11 protein-coding genes are annotated in these 16731 nt (G+C 44.0%); 3 read left to right on the top strand and 8 right to left on the bottom strand.

Going from position 1 to position 16731, the window contains the following annotated elements:
- Positions 1-160: 160 nt before the first annotated feature.
- The 3 genes from AB8613_RS23655 to yccS all read right to left on the bottom strand — a co-directional run bounded on the left by AB8613_RS23655 (position 161) and on the right by yccS (position 3302).
- Positions 161-481, bottom strand: a complete 321-nt coding sequence (locus AB8613_RS23655; protein ID WP_060981525.1) for a hypothetical protein — start codon at positions 479-481, stop codon at positions 161-163.
- A 121-nt stretch (positions 482-602) separates the two neighbouring features.
- Positions 603-764 (bottom strand): hypothetical protein, encoded by a 162-nt coding sequence (locus AB8613_RS23650; RefSeq protein WP_179946897.1) that lies wholly within the window; start codon positions 762-764, stop codon positions 603-605.
- 354 nt (positions 765-1118) lie between these two features.
- Positions 1119-3302: a YccS family putative transporter gene (gene yccS, locus AB8613_RS23645; protein ID WP_052880058.1), complete on the bottom strand. Its 2184-nt coding sequence runs from the start codon at positions 3300-3302 to the stop codon at positions 1119-1121.
- Between the two features lie 177 nt (positions 3303-3479).
- Here yccS and helD point away from each other — a divergent pair, with 177 nt between their 5' ends.
- A complete protein-coding gene (helD, locus tag AB8613_RS23640) occupies positions 3480-5555 on the top strand; it encodes a DNA helicase IV (protein ID WP_372385176.1) in 2076 nt (691 codons plus the stop codon).
- Positions 5556-5637: 82 nt separating this feature from the next.
- On the top strand, positions 5638-5988 hold the full coding sequence (locus AB8613_RS23635; RefSeq protein WP_372385175.1) for a VOC family protein: 351 nt from the start codon (positions 5638-5640) through the stop codon (positions 5986-5988).
- A gap of 93 nt (positions 5989-6081) precedes the next feature.
- Here the strand turns inward: AB8613_RS23635 and AB8613_RS23630 are convergent, their stop codons facing one another.
- Positions 6082-6537, bottom strand: coding sequence for a methylglyoxal synthase (locus AB8613_RS23630; protein ID WP_052880060.1), 456 nt, complete (start codon positions 6535-6537; stop codon positions 6082-6084).
- A 60-nt stretch (positions 6538-6597) separates the two neighbouring features.
- A complete protein-coding gene (gene torT, locus AB8613_RS23625; RefSeq protein ID WP_372385174.1) occupies positions 6598-7626 on the bottom strand; it encodes a TMAO reductase system periplasmic protein TorT in 1029 nt (342 codons plus the stop codon).
- A gap of 92 nt (positions 7627-7718) precedes the next feature.
- Between torT and torS the strand changes: the two genes are divergently transcribed.
- Positions 7719-10730 (top strand): TMAO reductase system sensor histidine kinase/response regulator TorS, encoded by a 3012-nt coding sequence (gene torS, locus AB8613_RS23620; RefSeq protein ID WP_146490122.1) that lies wholly within the window; start codon positions 7719-7721, stop codon positions 10728-10730.
- A gap of 172 nt (positions 10731-10902) precedes the next feature.
- On the opposite strand, the gene AB8613_RS23615 is transcribed toward torS, so the two are convergent.
- The 3 genes from AB8613_RS23615 to AB8613_RS23605 all read right to left on the bottom strand — a co-directional run bounded on the left by AB8613_RS23615 (position 10903) and on the right by AB8613_RS23605 (position 16419).
- Positions 10903-13257: a fatty acid cis/trans isomerase gene (locus AB8613_RS23615; protein WP_372385173.1), complete on the bottom strand. Its 2355-nt coding sequence runs from the start codon at positions 13255-13257 to the stop codon at positions 10903-10905.
- A gap of 201 nt (positions 13258-13458) precedes the next feature.
- Positions 13459-15123: a VRR-NUC domain-containing protein gene (locus AB8613_RS23610; protein ID WP_372385172.1), complete on the bottom strand. Its 1665-nt coding sequence runs from the start codon at positions 15121-15123 to the stop codon at positions 13459-13461.
- 57 nt (positions 15124-15180) lie between these two features.
- Entirely contained in the window at positions 15181-16419 is a 1239-nt protein-coding gene (locus AB8613_RS23605) for an OFA family MFS transporter (protein WP_061017387.1), read from the bottom strand.
- Positions 16420-16731 lie beyond the last annotated feature (312 nt).

Below are 16731 nucleotides of genomic sequence, written 5' to 3'. Positions count from 1 at the left end.
AATAGTATGAAGTAAAGTTTGTGCAGCAAATTGGTTTGCGCTGATTCTACCGAGTAATAAACCAGAAACAAGCGCCTGATATAATGAGTTACAGTTTGTGTGGTTGTTGAAGCAAAAAGCAGCGAAGTTTCACGAAATATAGGCTGTATTTGAGTGAAATTTAGATATGAATGTCGAGAAGGCTACCGATAGCTTCGTTTTGACGATCAACCACACTCGCACCAATGCGGTTATAACTTGCGCTTTGTGTCAGTTTTATTAGGGCATCAGTTGAGGATGAAGTAGGCTCAGGTTCTTTGTCTTTAAACGAAATGGATTGCTCTGGCTCTATTTGATTAAAGCTGAAATCGCTAGTTTGGAAAGCGTCGTCGGATTCTAAGGAGTGTTTAGAGGCTTGATTAAGCTCGATTGCGGCTTCTTCAGCCATGTTGGTTGACTGCTGAATAATGGCGTAACCAGATTGAATACCAGATATCGACATAACAGAACCTTTTATTGACGTATGAAATGAGTCTAGGTGGACGATATTTTGAGCGCAATGGTGAACAGATGAAATTTACGGTGAAAATGTGAACTTAAGCTAAAATAGTGACGTCTGTCTATTAACTGAACAGGTCATTTAGTGCGTTTAACTCTTCATCAGTTAGCACAGAAGGTTGGTCTGTTTCAAGATTACCGTCGATCTCGCCTTGAAGCGCTTTCAATTGCTGTGGACTAAGAAGCTGTATTTGTTGCTTAAATGCTTCAAATTGCTGTGTATTCATATTGTGACCTTAGTTCAAATTTATATGCTCTATAGAGCATAGCCTACTGATACAGGAAATCAAACAAGATTAAGTGAATATTAAATGATGTTTGAAGTTTCCTAAAGCTAGGACAACTATAAATTTCTGTGGTCGTTTTTTGTCCGAGAAATGTTAGGCAAAGTTATGGCTTGGTCAATCAAAGTCAGAAAATTCCTACAATGTAAAATCTCTTTAACCCTTATGGAGTAAGGCTAAGCAAGTAGTTGCTCTATCAAGGTTGGGGTTTTGATAGAGCAATATATAAAAACATCTAGCGATCAAAATCTGAGCAGCTTCTCTATCTTTTTGTTTTTACGGTATTTTGTTTGTTACTCAAGATACTTCCGTTTCAAACGGTTTATCTATCTTAACCTTAACCGCAAATTTGGTCGCTAAGGTATGCAGTTCTGGTAGCATTCTATAGATCAAATGTAGCTGCTGTAGGACCATTCTGACAGAGCTCTCATCTTCTTCACGCCATTCACTCAAACGTTTATCAAGCTCAGGGTCGTAAGCATTTTTCACTTCACATTGTTCTTGGTGGGAGTAGAGCTGATCATTTAGAGCATCTAGGTGCTCGTGTATTACTCTGTGTGCATCAAGAACTAGCTTATGCGTGGCTTCGTCATCGATACGCGTTCTGTGTGCTCCCAAAGCTGAGATATAGCTGAGTAGGGCATGATTGAGTGTTAGGAATCGGAAGCTCTCATCTTCAGATGTACGGTACTTGCCTGGCTCAACCAACATGCTACTGATCGCGGCAGTCAGATTTGCATCGTTATTGTGTGCACTACGACGAGCGATACGATAGTTGAGGCTGTCTTTCTTGCCTACGCGGTATTGGCCAATGATCTGAGCGAGATAATTTTTATTGGAATCGAGCGCATCCGCCATTACTTTGTGCAGTCGCTTCGATTGCCAATCCGGCAATACATAAATGACAGCAAGTACGGCGAGGGCACAGCCAATAAAGGTATCCGCTAGTCTTGGTAGAACGACTGCGTAGCCTTCTCCTAATTGGTTAAAGCAGAAGAGCACAAGCAGTGTGATAAAACCGGTCGCGAAGCCGTAGTTATTGATTCTGAACGCAAAGAACATCACGCCACTGATCACAATGAACACCAACTGGCTCTCTTGGGAAGGGAAGAAAGTCAGTAGCGGTACGCCAATCAATAGGCCTGCAACCGTGCCTATAACACGGGCAGTTAGCTTTTGGCGGGTAGCGCTATAGTTAGGTTGGCAAACAAACAGTGTTGTTAGCAGGATCCAATAACCACGCTCAATATTAAACCCTTGGATGATTCCGTAGCCGAGTGTCAGCGTGATCGCCATACGAATCGCATGACGAAACAGCATGGAGTCGGTATGCAGGTTGGCTTTGATTTTATGCCACATTGCCGTCAACGTATGTGGGTTTGTGTCGTCTAATACACCTTCTTCAATCTTCTCTGCATCTGGGTTACTGATATTTGAGAGCTGTTTTTCAACCGTTGCCAGGTTATTGAATAAGTAATCCAATTGGTTTAACAGCGATTTCCACTCGGGCTTGTTCTGTTGGTGTAGATGGTTAAGTGAAGACATAAGCTCATCAAGTGCCAGTACAGATTTATCACCATGTTGGTATTCCGCACCAACCTTTAATGAGCTCGCCACTTCTTTACAGGCTGTGGCTTGGGCTTCGAGTAGGTATTTAAAACGGAACAACACGTCAGAGCGTTCAAAGTGTTTTGCCAGCTCTTGATAGCGATAATGGCTTGAGCTTACGCGTTCATGAATATCTTGTGCGATGAAGTAAGTATTTAGGAATCGGTCACTTGGTCCATCAATGTGCCCGCGTTTAGAGCGATTAAGCAGCGTCGCTTTACACATGTTGAGTGCGTTAACAGTACTAGCGTTGAGCTTGGCTTCAATGATTCGGTGTGGTTGAGGAATTAAATCTGAAACGGGATAAAATAGTTCCGCTTTTGAATCAATGTAATTGCCGATTTGATCAAATACCGTAGCTAGGTTTTGCTGCACGGGCTGCATTGGCCATACTATCTGCCAAATCATCGACATGAAGTAGTACCAAGCGGCGCCAGTTAACAGTAAAAGTGGCTGAAACCAAAGGTTGGTACTCTCGTGGGCACCGAGCATGGTATAGATAGCAACTAAGAGAGAACCAAACGCGATACTCGCGTATTTGGGGCCAATTGCCCCGAGTATGATAAAAGAGAAGGTTGAAACGAAAAGCCCTAACGCGAATAACCAAGGCGTATCGAAGAGAATCTCGATAGAGAAAGCCGCAACGGCGAAACAGATAAAGGTCAGTGTGAGTGCTTTTAAACGCCCAGTAAAGCTGTCATCACTTTCAGCAAGAGCCGCAGCAATAACACCTAAAATCAAAGGAGTGATCAGTGTGTTTTGTTCATAATACCAAGCAGGAACCACAACACCGAGCAGAGTGATGAGAATTAATACGCTGTAATTTATGGTTTTGTTCGCCCAATAGAGGCGTAATTTGGCTGAGAAGTCCACAGTTGCTCGCTTGACACACTAAAAACCATAATCCTAACAGAAATCAAGCACAAGAATTTGATACTTATCCATAATTGCCCTTAGGTGGTCATGAATGCGTCGATAAGATGTGAGATATTATTAATTCTCATTGCATCATGATATAAATTCAATATTCCTAATTAAGAGCACACTCCAATGCAGCTAAGCGCTAACAAGACTGCACAATTTTTTATTCAAAATGAATATCATCAGGTTGAACTTGATGGCCCACGCTTGCTGTTATCTTCAGTAGGCAGTGAAGAGCGTATTCCGTTTACTATTTGGAGTGGCAAGATCGCGATCAAACGCGGATTGTTTTGGGGATCGCTGCAATTCTTTGCTAATCAACAAGATGGAAAACAGCGCAGTTGGTTGGTACAAGGCCTACCTTGGGATCAATGTCGTCAATTTGCACGTGCGTCAGTTGCCGCTTATCAGAAGTGGCATGACACCCAATGTGAACAATTGGCTGAACACGTTCCTCAATGGGAAGCTGAATTAACTCGTTTAGAGCAATTGCCAGCTTTCCTACCGCATTCTAAGGTCAACACTTGGGTCGATATGGTCAACGCTGGTTTAGAAAGCATGACTATGACTCTGGATGAAGCCGCGCAGCGTATGCCAAACCGCATCGCGAGAATACAGCCATGGTTATCTGAAACGGAAATCAAGCAAGCTGAAAGAAACCAGCAATGGCTAGAGACCGAGCGAAAAAACTGGGAAGTGTTGTTTGCACAATGTGAATCGTCACCACTAAACTTATCACAGCAATATGCGGTGTTGATGAATGATGATCACAACCTTATTTTAGCAGGCGCAGGCTCGGGTAAAACCAGTGTTCTGACGGCTCGCGTCGCGTATTTACTGCAAAGCCATCAAGCTCAAGCTGAAGAGTTGTTATTGCTCGCCTTTGGTCGAGAAGCAGCTGAAGAGATGAAGCAGCGTCTCGATAGTAAAATTGGTTTATCAGCAGAGAAGGTACAAGTCAGCACCTTCCACCAGTTGGGTTTAAAGATCCTCAATCAGGTAGAGCCTGAACGCGTGGTTATTTCTCCGTTAGCACTTGATGATAACCAACGTCAGGCGTGGTGTATTGATTGGTTGAAAAAGCACTGGATGACGCCGACTAACTTCAAACGTTGGCAGAAGCACTTGTCTAAATGGCCAATTGCTTACTTAACCGGTGACGATGAGCTAGGTAGTCATGTTTCAAACCTCAAACTGATTGGTTGGCTTGAAAAGCAGCTTGAACAGTTGAATGCATCGGGTTTATCGAAGAAAGAAGTACAACAACAGCTGATTGATCACCGAGACTATACGCGCCTCAACAGCGAGCTTTCACTGTGTTGGCCATGTGTGACGGCTTGGCAAAAAGAACTGAAAGAACAGAATCATATCGACTTCTCAATCATGATCAGTCGAGCGACTCAGTATGTCGAGAAAGGCAAATTTATTTCTCCTTGGAAATTCATCATGATCGATGAGTACCAAGACATCTCTCCAGATCGCCTTGCCTTGGTTGAAGCACTTTGTAATCAGTCGAAAGCTGAGCATCAAGCCTCTATTTTTGCGGTAGGCGATGACTGGCAGTCTATTTATCAGTTTGCGGGGGCGGATGTTGATTTGACCACCGGCTTTAAAGGTCGATTTGAAAGCTCGACCATTCATCACCTCGATACCACTTACCGCTTTAACAATCAGTTAGGTGCGGTTGCCAATCGCTTTGTACAAGAAAACCCGATTCAGATTCCGAAAGAACTTAACAGCTTCAAGCAACAGAAACAGAAGGCGGTGTACAGTGCGCCAAGCAAAGAAGTTGAGAAGATCCTTGATCAATTGAACCGCCAAGCTAAAGGCAAAACCAACAAGTCTGTGCTGCTACTTGGACGTAACCATTACCACAAACCAGAGTTGTTGGAAGACTGGAAGAAGATCTTCACCTCCATTGATATCAAGTTCATGACTTGCCACGGCAGTAAAGGTAAAGAGGCGGACTTTGTCATTATTCTTTGTGTTGACGAAGGACAGTTCCCGACCAAGAAGAAACAGCTGCATATTGATGGCGCATTGACCGAATCATCAGACGCGTTCCCTTATGCGGAAGAGCGTCGTTTGTTTTACGTAGCAATGACGCGAGCGAAAGAGAAAGTGTGGATTACGCACAGTGGCGACGGGTCTGGCTTTGTGCAAGAGCTGCATGGTTCTGATTACCCAGTGGTTCGTAAGAAGTAACCGCTTAGATTAGGTGTCGACTAAGGGCTCAAGTTGCTTTCGCTGTATTTTATTCGCAGACATAAAGTAGAAGGACATACATATGGAACATGGCTCAATCAATTACATCGAATTTGCCGCGAAGGATATCGCAGCGACCAAGGCGTTTTTCAGCCAAGTGTTTGCTTGGAAATTTGAAGATTATGGACCTGAGTATTCTGCTTTTGAAGGGAAAGGCTTAATGGGCGGCTTCTATTTAGCAGATCTGGCGTCGAATATAGATAACGGCGCTGCGCTGATGGTTTTCTATAGCGAAGATCTTGAGCAAACTGAGCGCGATGTGATTGATGCTGGTGGTCAGATAAACCGCGAGGTCTTTAGCTTTCCCGGTGGCAGACGTTTCCATTTTAGAGAGCCAAGTGGCAACGAAATGGCGGTGTGGAGTGACAAATAGCCTTTACTAAGAATTTCTATATTTAGATAAACAAAAGCCTGCGATTAAGCAGGCTTTTTAGTCTGTTCAGTAGAGATAACATTTAACGTGCGATTACGTGCGCTCTGCTAGGTACGCTTCGTAGTCAGGGATCTCAATGATCACTTCTTCTTCAAGCAGTGAAGAGTTAAACAGAAAGTTTGCTGTAGCGCGGTTAGTCGCTACAGGAATGTTCCAAACACTTGCGATACGAAGCAGTGCTTTTACGTCCGGGTCGTGTGGAACGGCATTCAGTGGATCCCAGAAGAAAATCAGCATATCGATTTTGCCTTCTGAAATAAGCGCGCCAAGCTGTTGGTCACCACCCATAGGGCCGCTGATCATGCTCTTAATCGCTAAGCCTGTCTCTTTACTCAGTAGAGAACCCGTAGTGCCCGTTGCATAAAGGAAATGTTTTTGTAGTTTTTCTTTGTTCTCTTTGACCCATCTTAGTAGCTCAGGTTTGAAATGGTCATGAGCGACCAAAGCGATATTCTTATGCGTTGGCATAGTACGCGTCGTTTTTTGCATGAATGTTCCCTAAATTATTGTTTCGTTTTTATTGTTTTGAGTTCTTCAGCCAATATAGCACTATGGATTCACACTGAATACCGGTCGAAACTCAGAAGGTGACAATGAGTCGGCGATAATTTGATCTTTGAGTGTTGCCGGTGTTAGCGTTTCGATAGTTGGTGCGCTATGTTCTTCATAAGGTTGTCCGCGCAAGTAATTCGCGGCTTGTTTTACCGATAGGCGACCTTGCTCAACCATTTTATCTGTTGGCGCAAAAAGAACCTTGTTACGAAGTAAGCCACGGTAAGTTCCGTGACTTAAGTAACTCGAAACCAATCCAATTTCTTTGGTTTTACCTGCCGCTCTCAGCTCACTTATCGCGGCTTCAATAGCAACAGCGCTTCCAACAATATATTGAATATCCGGTTGCTCAATGACTTGCTGTACTAAGTTTCTTTGTAGTTCTTTATCGTTATCTGCCCAATAGCTGATCGCGATTTTGATATCGCTCGACTTGATAGCATCATAAAAGCCAAGTGCAACAGGCTTAGTGCCACCACTTGCTTGTGGGCCAAGTAACAGGGCGATAGGTGTTTCTCCTGACCCTTTAGGGTGTCTCTTCGACAAAAATTCTCCGACTTTGAACCCCATTTGATACCAATCAACTCCGACTGTGCCTTTCAATACCTTCTGTTGCTCTTCATTGATGGTTAACTCATTAACGGTCGCAAACACAGGGGTAGAGCCAACCCAATCTGTAAGGTTGTCGTGATAAGCATTAGGCGAAACTGTGCCTAAAATAATGGCATCTGCTCCCCATTGTGTGCAAAGCACCAGTTGTGAGGCTTGTTTGGCCACGTTAGGGTAACCACCAGCTTCCAAAACTCGGAGTTCGACTTGCTGCTTTGCTGCTTCTGAGACCATGCCGTAGTTGACAGATAACCAGTAAGAGTCTTTTAAGTGCGGATAAATGGCGCAAATTTTCTCTTTGTGTGATGTGGCCTCTGCGGGTTTGATTGGGCTTAAAGGCTCGCTAGCACTTGCAACAGTGGTCACTGAGGCCAGTAGTGAGAGAAGAATTTTTGAAGCGAAAGGTCTAGATAGCATGAATTGCCGTTTTATTGGTTTTAGATAAGAAACACTGCAAAATATAGCGTATTCTGCAGGGGTAAAGAAGAACGTTTTAAGGTTTAGAGTTTATGTTGTTAGCTTCAGCGAGTATTGGACGCAAGCTGCTGGCCTCATTCTTAGTGATGGCACTGTTGGTTCTATTGTCTGCATTGATCGGTGTTTCTGGTTTTAGCTTTGTAGCAAAAACGGAAAGAAACGTCGTTGATTCGGCGCTTCCTGCCATGATCGAAGCTCGCCAGGTTTCTGAGTTGAGTAATCGTATTATTTCATCGGTACAAACGCTTTCTAATGCGAGAAACGAGGCTGAGCGAAAAGAGGCTGGAACGGTATTGTTCGACCAACTTGAGTCGCTTCTTCAGCACATCAAAGAGCTTGGCGTCGACAGCTTCGATTCTCAACTCCTCAATAAACTCGAAAACAATGTCCAAAGTGTTATTAATACACTGGCTGAGCTGGGTGTGTCGGTTGAACGTAAGCTTTGGTTAAGCAAAGAGCTGTCGTCTCGTGTTGAAGAGATGCGCCTACTTGCCGAAGAGCTAGAACAGCTGACGCGAACCCAAGTTTTGAACACGGCGACCATTGCAGTTGCTAACGTAACGCACATTTACGACCTGCTAGAAACCAAAGAAACGGATAAAGCCTACCAAGCCCTAGATGCGCTTGTTGAGGTTGACCTTGATTTGTCTGAACGCCTACACGAATTGCATTTGCTGGCGTTTAAAATGCTTAATCAAATTGAAGAAACACAGACAGTTACCAATGTTGAGCGTATTCATCAAATCCAATCTGAATTTGAATCCAACCTAAGAATCATGGCACGTCGTGTTAAAGCGGTCGAAGATCCTACTCGTTCAGCGCAGATGTCTCAGCTTCTTGAAGAGCTAAGAAAACGCCAAGTCGTGTTTGATATTTCGTTAGAACAATATGAGAACACCAAGAAGTCAGAGTTTCTGATGCAAAACACGCTGGAGTTGTTCTCTCAGCTGAATACAACGGTTAACCAACTGGTTGATGATTCAAACCGAAGCACCAAAGAAGCGGTTGATGAGTTGACCAGTACACTGAATCTGGCTCAATGGTCGCTGTCTGTGATTTCGGTTATTGGTTTGGTAATCGTCGCATTTATCGTGTGGCGAGTGGTGTATATCTCGGTTGTTAAACGTCTTACTGAATACTCATCGGCTTTGATGTCTATCGCACAAGGTCGCCTGAATATTGATATCTCGGTTAAGGGTAATGATGAGTTGGCTCATATGGGCGAGGCGATCATTACCGCCAGAAACACCGCGCAGGCACTGCAAGTGGTCGCGGTGGGCGAAGCAAAAGCGAAACGCGAGCTTGAAGAGCACAAAGAGCATCTCGAAGAGTTGATTACTGATCGAACTTATCAACTGCAAAAAACCAATGAAAAGTTGAATATCGAGGTGGGCAATCACGCTAAAGCCCGCAACGCGGCAGAACAAGCAAGCCGAGCGAAATCCGCTTTCCTTGCGACGATGAGTCATGAAATACGAACGCCGATGAACGGTGTGTTAGGGACCGCAAGATTGCTCAAAGATACAGGGTTAGACCCTCTGCAATCAGGCTATGCTGACATCATTAACCGCAGCGGTAAGAACTTACTGGCGATTTTGAATGACGTGTTGGATTACTCCAAGATAGAAGCGGGGCATTTAGAGATACGCACGGCTTCCTTTGACCTTCATCAGATGGTTCAAGACACCTACCAGCTAATGGAAGGACGAGCCGCCGAGAAGAAGCTAAATTTTGATTTCCATATCGAAAGTGACGTGCAACGTTATTGGCGAGGCGACGTAACACGAATTAGCCAAATCTTAAATAACTTGGTCGGCAATGCGATTAAGTTTACTGAAAGTGGCTCGGTCGATATCTTCATTAGCTTAGATGTCGAAGATCAAAATCGAGTGATGTTTGAAGTGTCTGATACTGGTGTCGGAATTGATGCAAGCGAGCAAGCTTGTCTGTTTGACGCTTTTACCCAAACCGATAGCGGTCGTAACAAAACAGGTGGTACTGGACTCGGGTTAGCGATCAGCAAAAGTATTATGCTGGCAATGAATGGGGATATTGGTGTTCATTCTGAAGAAGGCGAGGGAAGCCAGTTCTGGTTCTCACTGCCACTTGAAGCCGGTGAGATGATAGAAACGAAAGTACCGGTCATTGAAGCGTGTATTCGAGCGCAAGTACTTCTAATTGAAGACAATCCGGTGAACTGCATTGTTGCCGAAGGCTTTTTGAATAACTTAGGCCATGATGTTGTGATAGCGACAACCGGGCAAGAAGCGAGAGCCATATTCAGTGAACAAGAGTTTGATATTGCATTGGTAGACATTAACTTACCAGATTGCGATGGGGTTGAGTTAATTCAACAACTTAAAGATGATGCGCTCCAGCATGTGCAAAGTGCCACCCGCAAAGTTCCACCTATGATTGCAGTATCAGCTCACGTATTCAACGAGGAAGTCGAGAGCTATTTAGCATCAGGATTTGATGGTTTCCTACCTAAGCCACTTGAAAAAGAAGCACTTTCTCAGCTCATCGTTGCTCAACTTGATGGTAAAACACTATTGTTGCCACAGCCCGATCCAAATGATGCTGTTTGTAAGCAAAACGGTAACCGTATTATTACGAGCAACTATGATGAACTGCATTCGGCACAGGTGGCTGATGTTTTGGCAAAACACGCGACGACAACTGACGCTCAAGATGAAGGAGATGCTCCGGTGAAACTGATTGATTCAAAAGTGATCGAGGGTGACCTATCGATCCTTGGGTTAGAGAAAATGAAGCAAATCGTTGTGCTTTTCGAGGAGAGCAGCAACCTTACCTTGAATGAATTAGTCGAGGCGAGTGAAGCCGATAATGGACGAGAAGTGAAGTCTTTAGCGCACAAGCTTAAAGGATCTGCGGGTAGCTTGGGTTTATCAGCACTGTACAGTTTGTGTCAGAGCATTGAAGCAAGCGAAGATCCATTATTGCAGTATAGAGATAACGACCAAGCTTTGTCTGAATTGGTAAAAGGCTCGTTGGAGGCTCTTCTCCCTTATGTTTCTGCGTAATGGTATGAGTTTGTTTTAAACAATACCTAAGCTGCACACCAACAAAAAATCCTCTGTACGAATATTCGTCAGAGGATTTTTTATACCGTGCAAGTTAGCCTTCTTTCAGAACGACTAGCCTTTCAAACTAATCTCTCCCAGAGCTAGAACTAAAACCAAGGCTTACCACTTATTATCTATTTTCAAAGCGGTTGTAATCTAATAAACCAAACTCAATCGGTTGGTTTTGTTGATACCAACGATGCACTCGATCACTGAACGGCCAGAACTCACTAGAACTGCGTCGTACCGCAAACTTGTCTAGCATCGCCACGTAGTCCTCTTCTGTGTTTAAGTTTTGCAGCGTTTTAACCAGAGCAGGTATCTCGCTCTCGGTTAATGAAAGGTAAGCGGCAGGGTAGCTTCCCACAACGCCTCGTACGAGTGTTAAGTCGTCGTTGGCGTAATCACGGTTACCTTCTTCATTAAAAAGGCTAGAAATGTTGCTGTGGGCGTTATTGTGAATCATGGTGAACAGTTGCTCTTCGCCGTTTTCACCTTCAATCATGATCATCACTAACTGAGGAACATGACGTAGGCCCTCTCCCTTAATCAAATTCACTTGATTAAGCAGTGCTTCATTCTTTCTACCCAAACCGGTTTCGACAATATCAAAGCGATTATCAAGCACAGGTGCAAGCTTATCTTTTATCATATTAAGCAGTTCACGTTTAGGATCGGCCGTTTTGTAAACCACACTGGTTGGTTGTTCAAAAGGTGCAATATTACGCTGCAAGTAGTCGCTTAATTGTGTGCTTTGGTTTTTATACCAACTAGAGTGCTCAATATGCCGAACGTCTTTAGGAAGAAGGGTTAAGAAATTACTCTCACCTTCAAGGCGCAAGAAGTCCATGAACATGCGTGTAATCAGTTGGTGGCCAAAGTTACCGTAAACATCGAAGCCTGCAACGAGAAGGTAATGAATGCGTTCTAGAAGAGCGTAATCAAGAATCCACGCTGTCTTAGGTTGTGTGCCAACTAACCCTTGCACAACAGATGCGCTATCAAAATGTCTAAAGATGGTGAGGGCTGCATTTGGGTTGACGCCATCGCCATCCCAAATGATGCCAGTGTCTAGGTTCACGCCACTTTCGAACCATTGATTAGTGAAGTCTGATTTCGCATTTAGGTATCGTGCTTGTTGCTTCGCGTATCTTACCCAGTTTGTGACAGGTACAGTGTTGCTCTTGAGCTCACTAGGTAGCTTTAAGTTTTTCTTTTGGCTCGCGTAGAAGGCATTTATTTCTGGTAAATCGGCTTTCTCGGGGTCAATGAAGAAAATCCAAAAGCGGTCGTTAATCACATTTAGGGCAAGTTGACCACGGCACACTGGCCCCTTGATAAAGGCCATGATGGTGTTTTGAGCGTTGTCTAACATGAAATGGAAACGCGAGTTTACTGGCAGCGCTTCAAACGAAGTCATTGGGTTAGCAGAAACATCAATGTTGTAACTAGGAAGTTGTTTTACAGCGTAGTTAGCATCGACAAACCAGGTATTCCACTTTTGTAGTCGTTCCTTATTGAGTGCGAAAGGCATGTGCGTTTTGTCGACAATGGTGCCTTGCTCTGGAATGAGGCGGTAGTAAACACGGTCTACTTTTGGGTCGTCATAAGGGCGACGAGTTGTGATACGTTGTACCGTTTCACCTGGAGGTGTTGCAGAGCGAACAAGGGTGAAGAAACGCGTTGGTTGTGCTAGATCAGAAAAATAGACGTGAGATAAAAACAGGTGCTCGTAGATGTAACGAGCTGAAAGTTGGCTCTTATTATCACTTTTATTTAAAAAGCTTTCGTAGACATTAACGAGCTCTTGTTCAGCATCATTTAGTGGAATATGGTCGTTCATTAATGCGCCATTTTCCAACCAACTCATTAAAGTCGCGTATTCTGTTTTATCTAAATTCGGCATCCCATAAGGCATCCCCCAAGTTGGGTAATCTCTCTCATATTGAGCATACTCTTCAATCGTTGGGCACTGTTGGTCGCGATCGGTTGAAAAGTCGAAACCTTCAAGCTGTGTTTGATCGGGCAGAGGGTGATTCTCTTTCTGAATCAACATGCGAGAAACAAGGCCAGCATCTAGGTTCGCCGTTGAGTTTTGCATGCGCTCGTTGAGAACCGGATGAAAACCCGCATCGCGCCACTCTTGTGTGGTTAAAGCATCTTCAAATAAGCGAGTAGGGGCTGATGCAGTTAAGCGGGTGCCTTGATAAACGAGTGCCTTGCTCGCGCCTCGGTCTATGCCTTCTACTGAAGACATTTTGAGTTGGCAAGGAGCGTCATAACAAGCGTGACAAACCACGCAACGGTTATCAATAATAGGCTTTACTTCGTCAATAAAGTGCTGTGCTTGAGCCGAAAGAATAGGAGCTTGGCGATCGCGTACTTGTTGTTCGCCAAACAGTTCGTCGAAGTTTAAACCCGCGTAGACGGCACAACCTGAGAAGACACTAACAAAAGCTAAAATGAAGAGTTTTTTCAAATTCATACGTATTTATATATTAAGCATTTTCTCTAATTATATCGAAAATGATTGAAAATGCTCATGTTCTAACAATCTTATAGATAAGATCTTGATGGGACAGAGTAACTTGTCGATGCATGTCACTCGCTTTTGCTCGGAAATTAAGGCTTAGACCTAGCTAGATTCAAGTGCCAAGAGCTCACAGCCATGAGCCAAAAGTAAGACTCATTGATTGACGTAACAAACAGAGAAAGGGACGGACAATCGCTCAAACTCTTTGATCCAGCGCCATTGGTTGTCTTGCAGTTTATCTCCTGGGCCTTTGACTTCAATCCAATGAAACCCTTCGTCTTTGAACGCAATCAAATCGGGCATCCCGGTTCTAAATAGCTTTAAGTCACTCAATAACACTTTGAAGAGTTCGATAATCAAGGCGTTAGGAATAGCTTCCATACTGTGTTCGATGAGTGCTTTAGGGAAATGATTCCAATGAACAAAGGGATTGGCGATGCCTTGCTTTTTATCGTACTGCTCAAGTAAGTGGTTCAGCCCATGTTCGGATATGGTTTGGAACACAGCTTCAATTTGCTCGGCTCGTTTGTTTAGGAAGTCTGAGTGATACAAGTCCAGTGGCCGATGTTGGTAACGATTGATAAAAGCACCTTCGACATCAGAGAAAATGACATCCCAGAAAGCCAAACCGAACAAACCACACAGAAAACTGTTTTCAGAAAAGTAGACATCCCAGCCTTGGCTTTCAAAATGTTGTTTTACCGCAAGCTCGACTCGCGTTTGGCTGAGATCCAATTCTAGTTTTATCTGCGCGCAACTTGGCTTTGAAGGGCGAGGAACCTTGTGGCTCTGCTTCCGTAATAACCTCTGTTCAAGCTTAACCGCGACCTCAAGTTCTGACACATCCGATGGAGTAGCTTGCATTTCCGTGACAATGTCACACATTAAGTCTAATTCATCTTGCTTGTCATAGATGCGCGCAAGTCGCTCCCTGCTCGGAGGAAGTCCAGATTGCTTGAACCAAAAGGTAGCTTGGTCATTTTGGTTAAGCCTTTCTAGGTCACGTGCGAGGTCATTGATCAATCGCGATCGTTTTCTAGCAATGCTTCTGTGTTCTGATTCTGTAGGTATCGATTGTAAAAGCTGCTCAAGAAACTCACCGTCTTTGCGGTCTCCTTCTGAATACAAGCGTTGAATATCGCGTATCTGGAGCAATTGATTGAGTTGATCTCTGGAAGTGAAGAAGCGGCGCTGCTTGCTTAATGGATAGCTCTCAAAGGTGTTGAGTCCAAGGTCACTTAACACGAACTGGCTTAGGTCTTGGTAAGTATTGGCGAAGAAGAGAATCAGCAATACATCAATTACTTCGGATTCGACCACGTAAATACAGTCGAAGAGTAGAGTTTGGAACTGATCAAAAGCTTGTGGTTCAAGGAACGCTAACAGTTGGTCTTTTTTAGCAGTTTTGTTGTTCTTAAGAGATGGGAATACATTTAGCAGTTCAGGCTTGGTGAGTAGGTGCAATCCAAGTTCGATCTGAGTGATTTCCAAGTCATGTTTGTCAGTAGGGTGACTTAACGTAATGAAGCCAGAGGTGTTTAACTCTCGTAGTGCACTATTTAAATCAGGAATCTCAACATAGCTGAGTTTATCACTTCGAAACCAGCAGCCCTTGCGAGAAAGCAAACGAACCATTAAACACCGACTAGCAATTGAAAGACGTTTGTATTCAGATAACCAACGGAATTCTTCGTCACTCAAAAGATCGGGGTAGAGTGTTTGAGTGTGTTCAACCAGCCGATTGAAGTTGTCGAGATAGTAAGTAGGGGAGAGCTGAAGAGTGGTTTCGGTCGTCAATGGAGAAGTCGCTTGATACAAAAAGAGCCTAACCCTAAGGTTAAGCTCTTCAGTAACAAATTCAATCTTTTCTGATGATTAAGCTTGTGATGCTTTTAGTTCAGCAACTTTAGCTTCAGAGATTGGCTTAGTGATGATTGCTAGAACAATACACACCGCCATCATAACTGCAGAGATTGTGTAAGCTAGGCCGTAACCTTCGCCGTTTGCCATAGAGAAACCAACAACTGCTGCACCGATAGCGCCGCCGATACCCCATGCCGTGTAAAGCACGCCGTAGTTAGTACCGTAGTTTTTCAGGCCGTAGAATTCAGCTGTAAGTGTTGGGAATACTGCTAGAAGCGTACCGTAACCAACAGCTGCGATAGCCGTACCAATGATTAGCGTGAATTCAGAGTTGAACGTAGCGAATAGAGCCATGTTCGCGCCTTGAAGGATGAACGCTAGAAGTAGAGTGCGTACGCCACCGATTTTATCTGCAAGCATACCCGCAGCAACACGGCCGCCTGAGTTGAATACTGCAAGGATAGACGCTAGGTAAACTGCGTTTGGCAGGTTAGCTTGAACGCTAGCAATCGTAGTGATGTTACCGATGATCATTAGGCCAACAGATGCAGCGAACGCGTACATGATCCATAGAGAGTAGAACTGAGGAGTTTTCAGCATTACTTTCCAAGTTAGGTCTTCAGTCTTCTTAACCGCTTTAGGAGCTTGGCCTGCTTTTACTTTAGGCTCAGCTGGCGTGTAATCCGCTGGTGGGTTGTTGATTGTTGCTGCTAGAGGTACTGCGATTGCAAGTACACCAACACCAAGAATCATAAAGCTAGTTTGGATACCCATGCTGTCGATTAGCGCAGAAGTTACTGGTGCTAGGTAGATAGCTGCAAGACCGAAGCCTGCTGCGATAAGACCGTTAACCATACCTTTCTTAGAAGAATGGAACCATTTCATTGCTGATGGAGAAAGACATGCGTAACCGAAGCCGATACCTGCACCTGTCATAACACCGAACGTGATGTTCAGCATCATAGGTGTTGTAGCGAAACCAGAAGCAATCATGCCTAGGCCTGTAAGCGCTGTACCTAGGATAAGGATCTTACGTGGACCCATACGGTCTTGTAGGATGCCCGCAACAAGAAGACAAACAGAGAATGTGATAGTTGCAATAGCGTAAGGAGAAGATGCTTCAGCAGCACTCCAACCAGCTTCAGTTACTAGCGCTTTGTTAAATACACTCCAAGCATACAGGATGCCAAGACAAAGGTTGATACAGAAGCCTGCTAGCAGGATACGTGTTGCTTTATCAATCTTGCTCATTTTTATTCTCAGTTTTGTCATCGGTTAGTGGAGAGCCACTTAACTAAAGACGGGTTATTGTGATTGTTTCTTCAAAATTAGTTTGCGTTTATCAACAGATGGCGCAAAAGAGCGCGGATTATAACCAATAAAAATGTGATTGGAATCTCTTTTTCCATTTTTGGTAAATTAAATTTAGTTTGTTAATGGGTTGTTTTTCATTGGTTTTCAAAATGTTTTTAACACCTTTCTATTTTGTTCATTTTCGCCCTGCCACCCAATTATTCCTGGGATTTCGAGGTGATCACTTTTTAGTAGACTCGTATTCCGTGC

The sequence above is a fragment of the Vibrio sp. BS-M-Sm-2 genome (assembly GCF_041504345.1).
Taxonomy (GTDB): Bacteria; Pseudomonadota; Gammaproteobacteria; order Enterobacterales; family Vibrionaceae; genus Vibrio; species Vibrio satsumensis.
The sequence above is the reverse complement of the archived record's forward strand: the minus strand, read 5'-3'. Positions and strand labels throughout refer to the sequence as shown.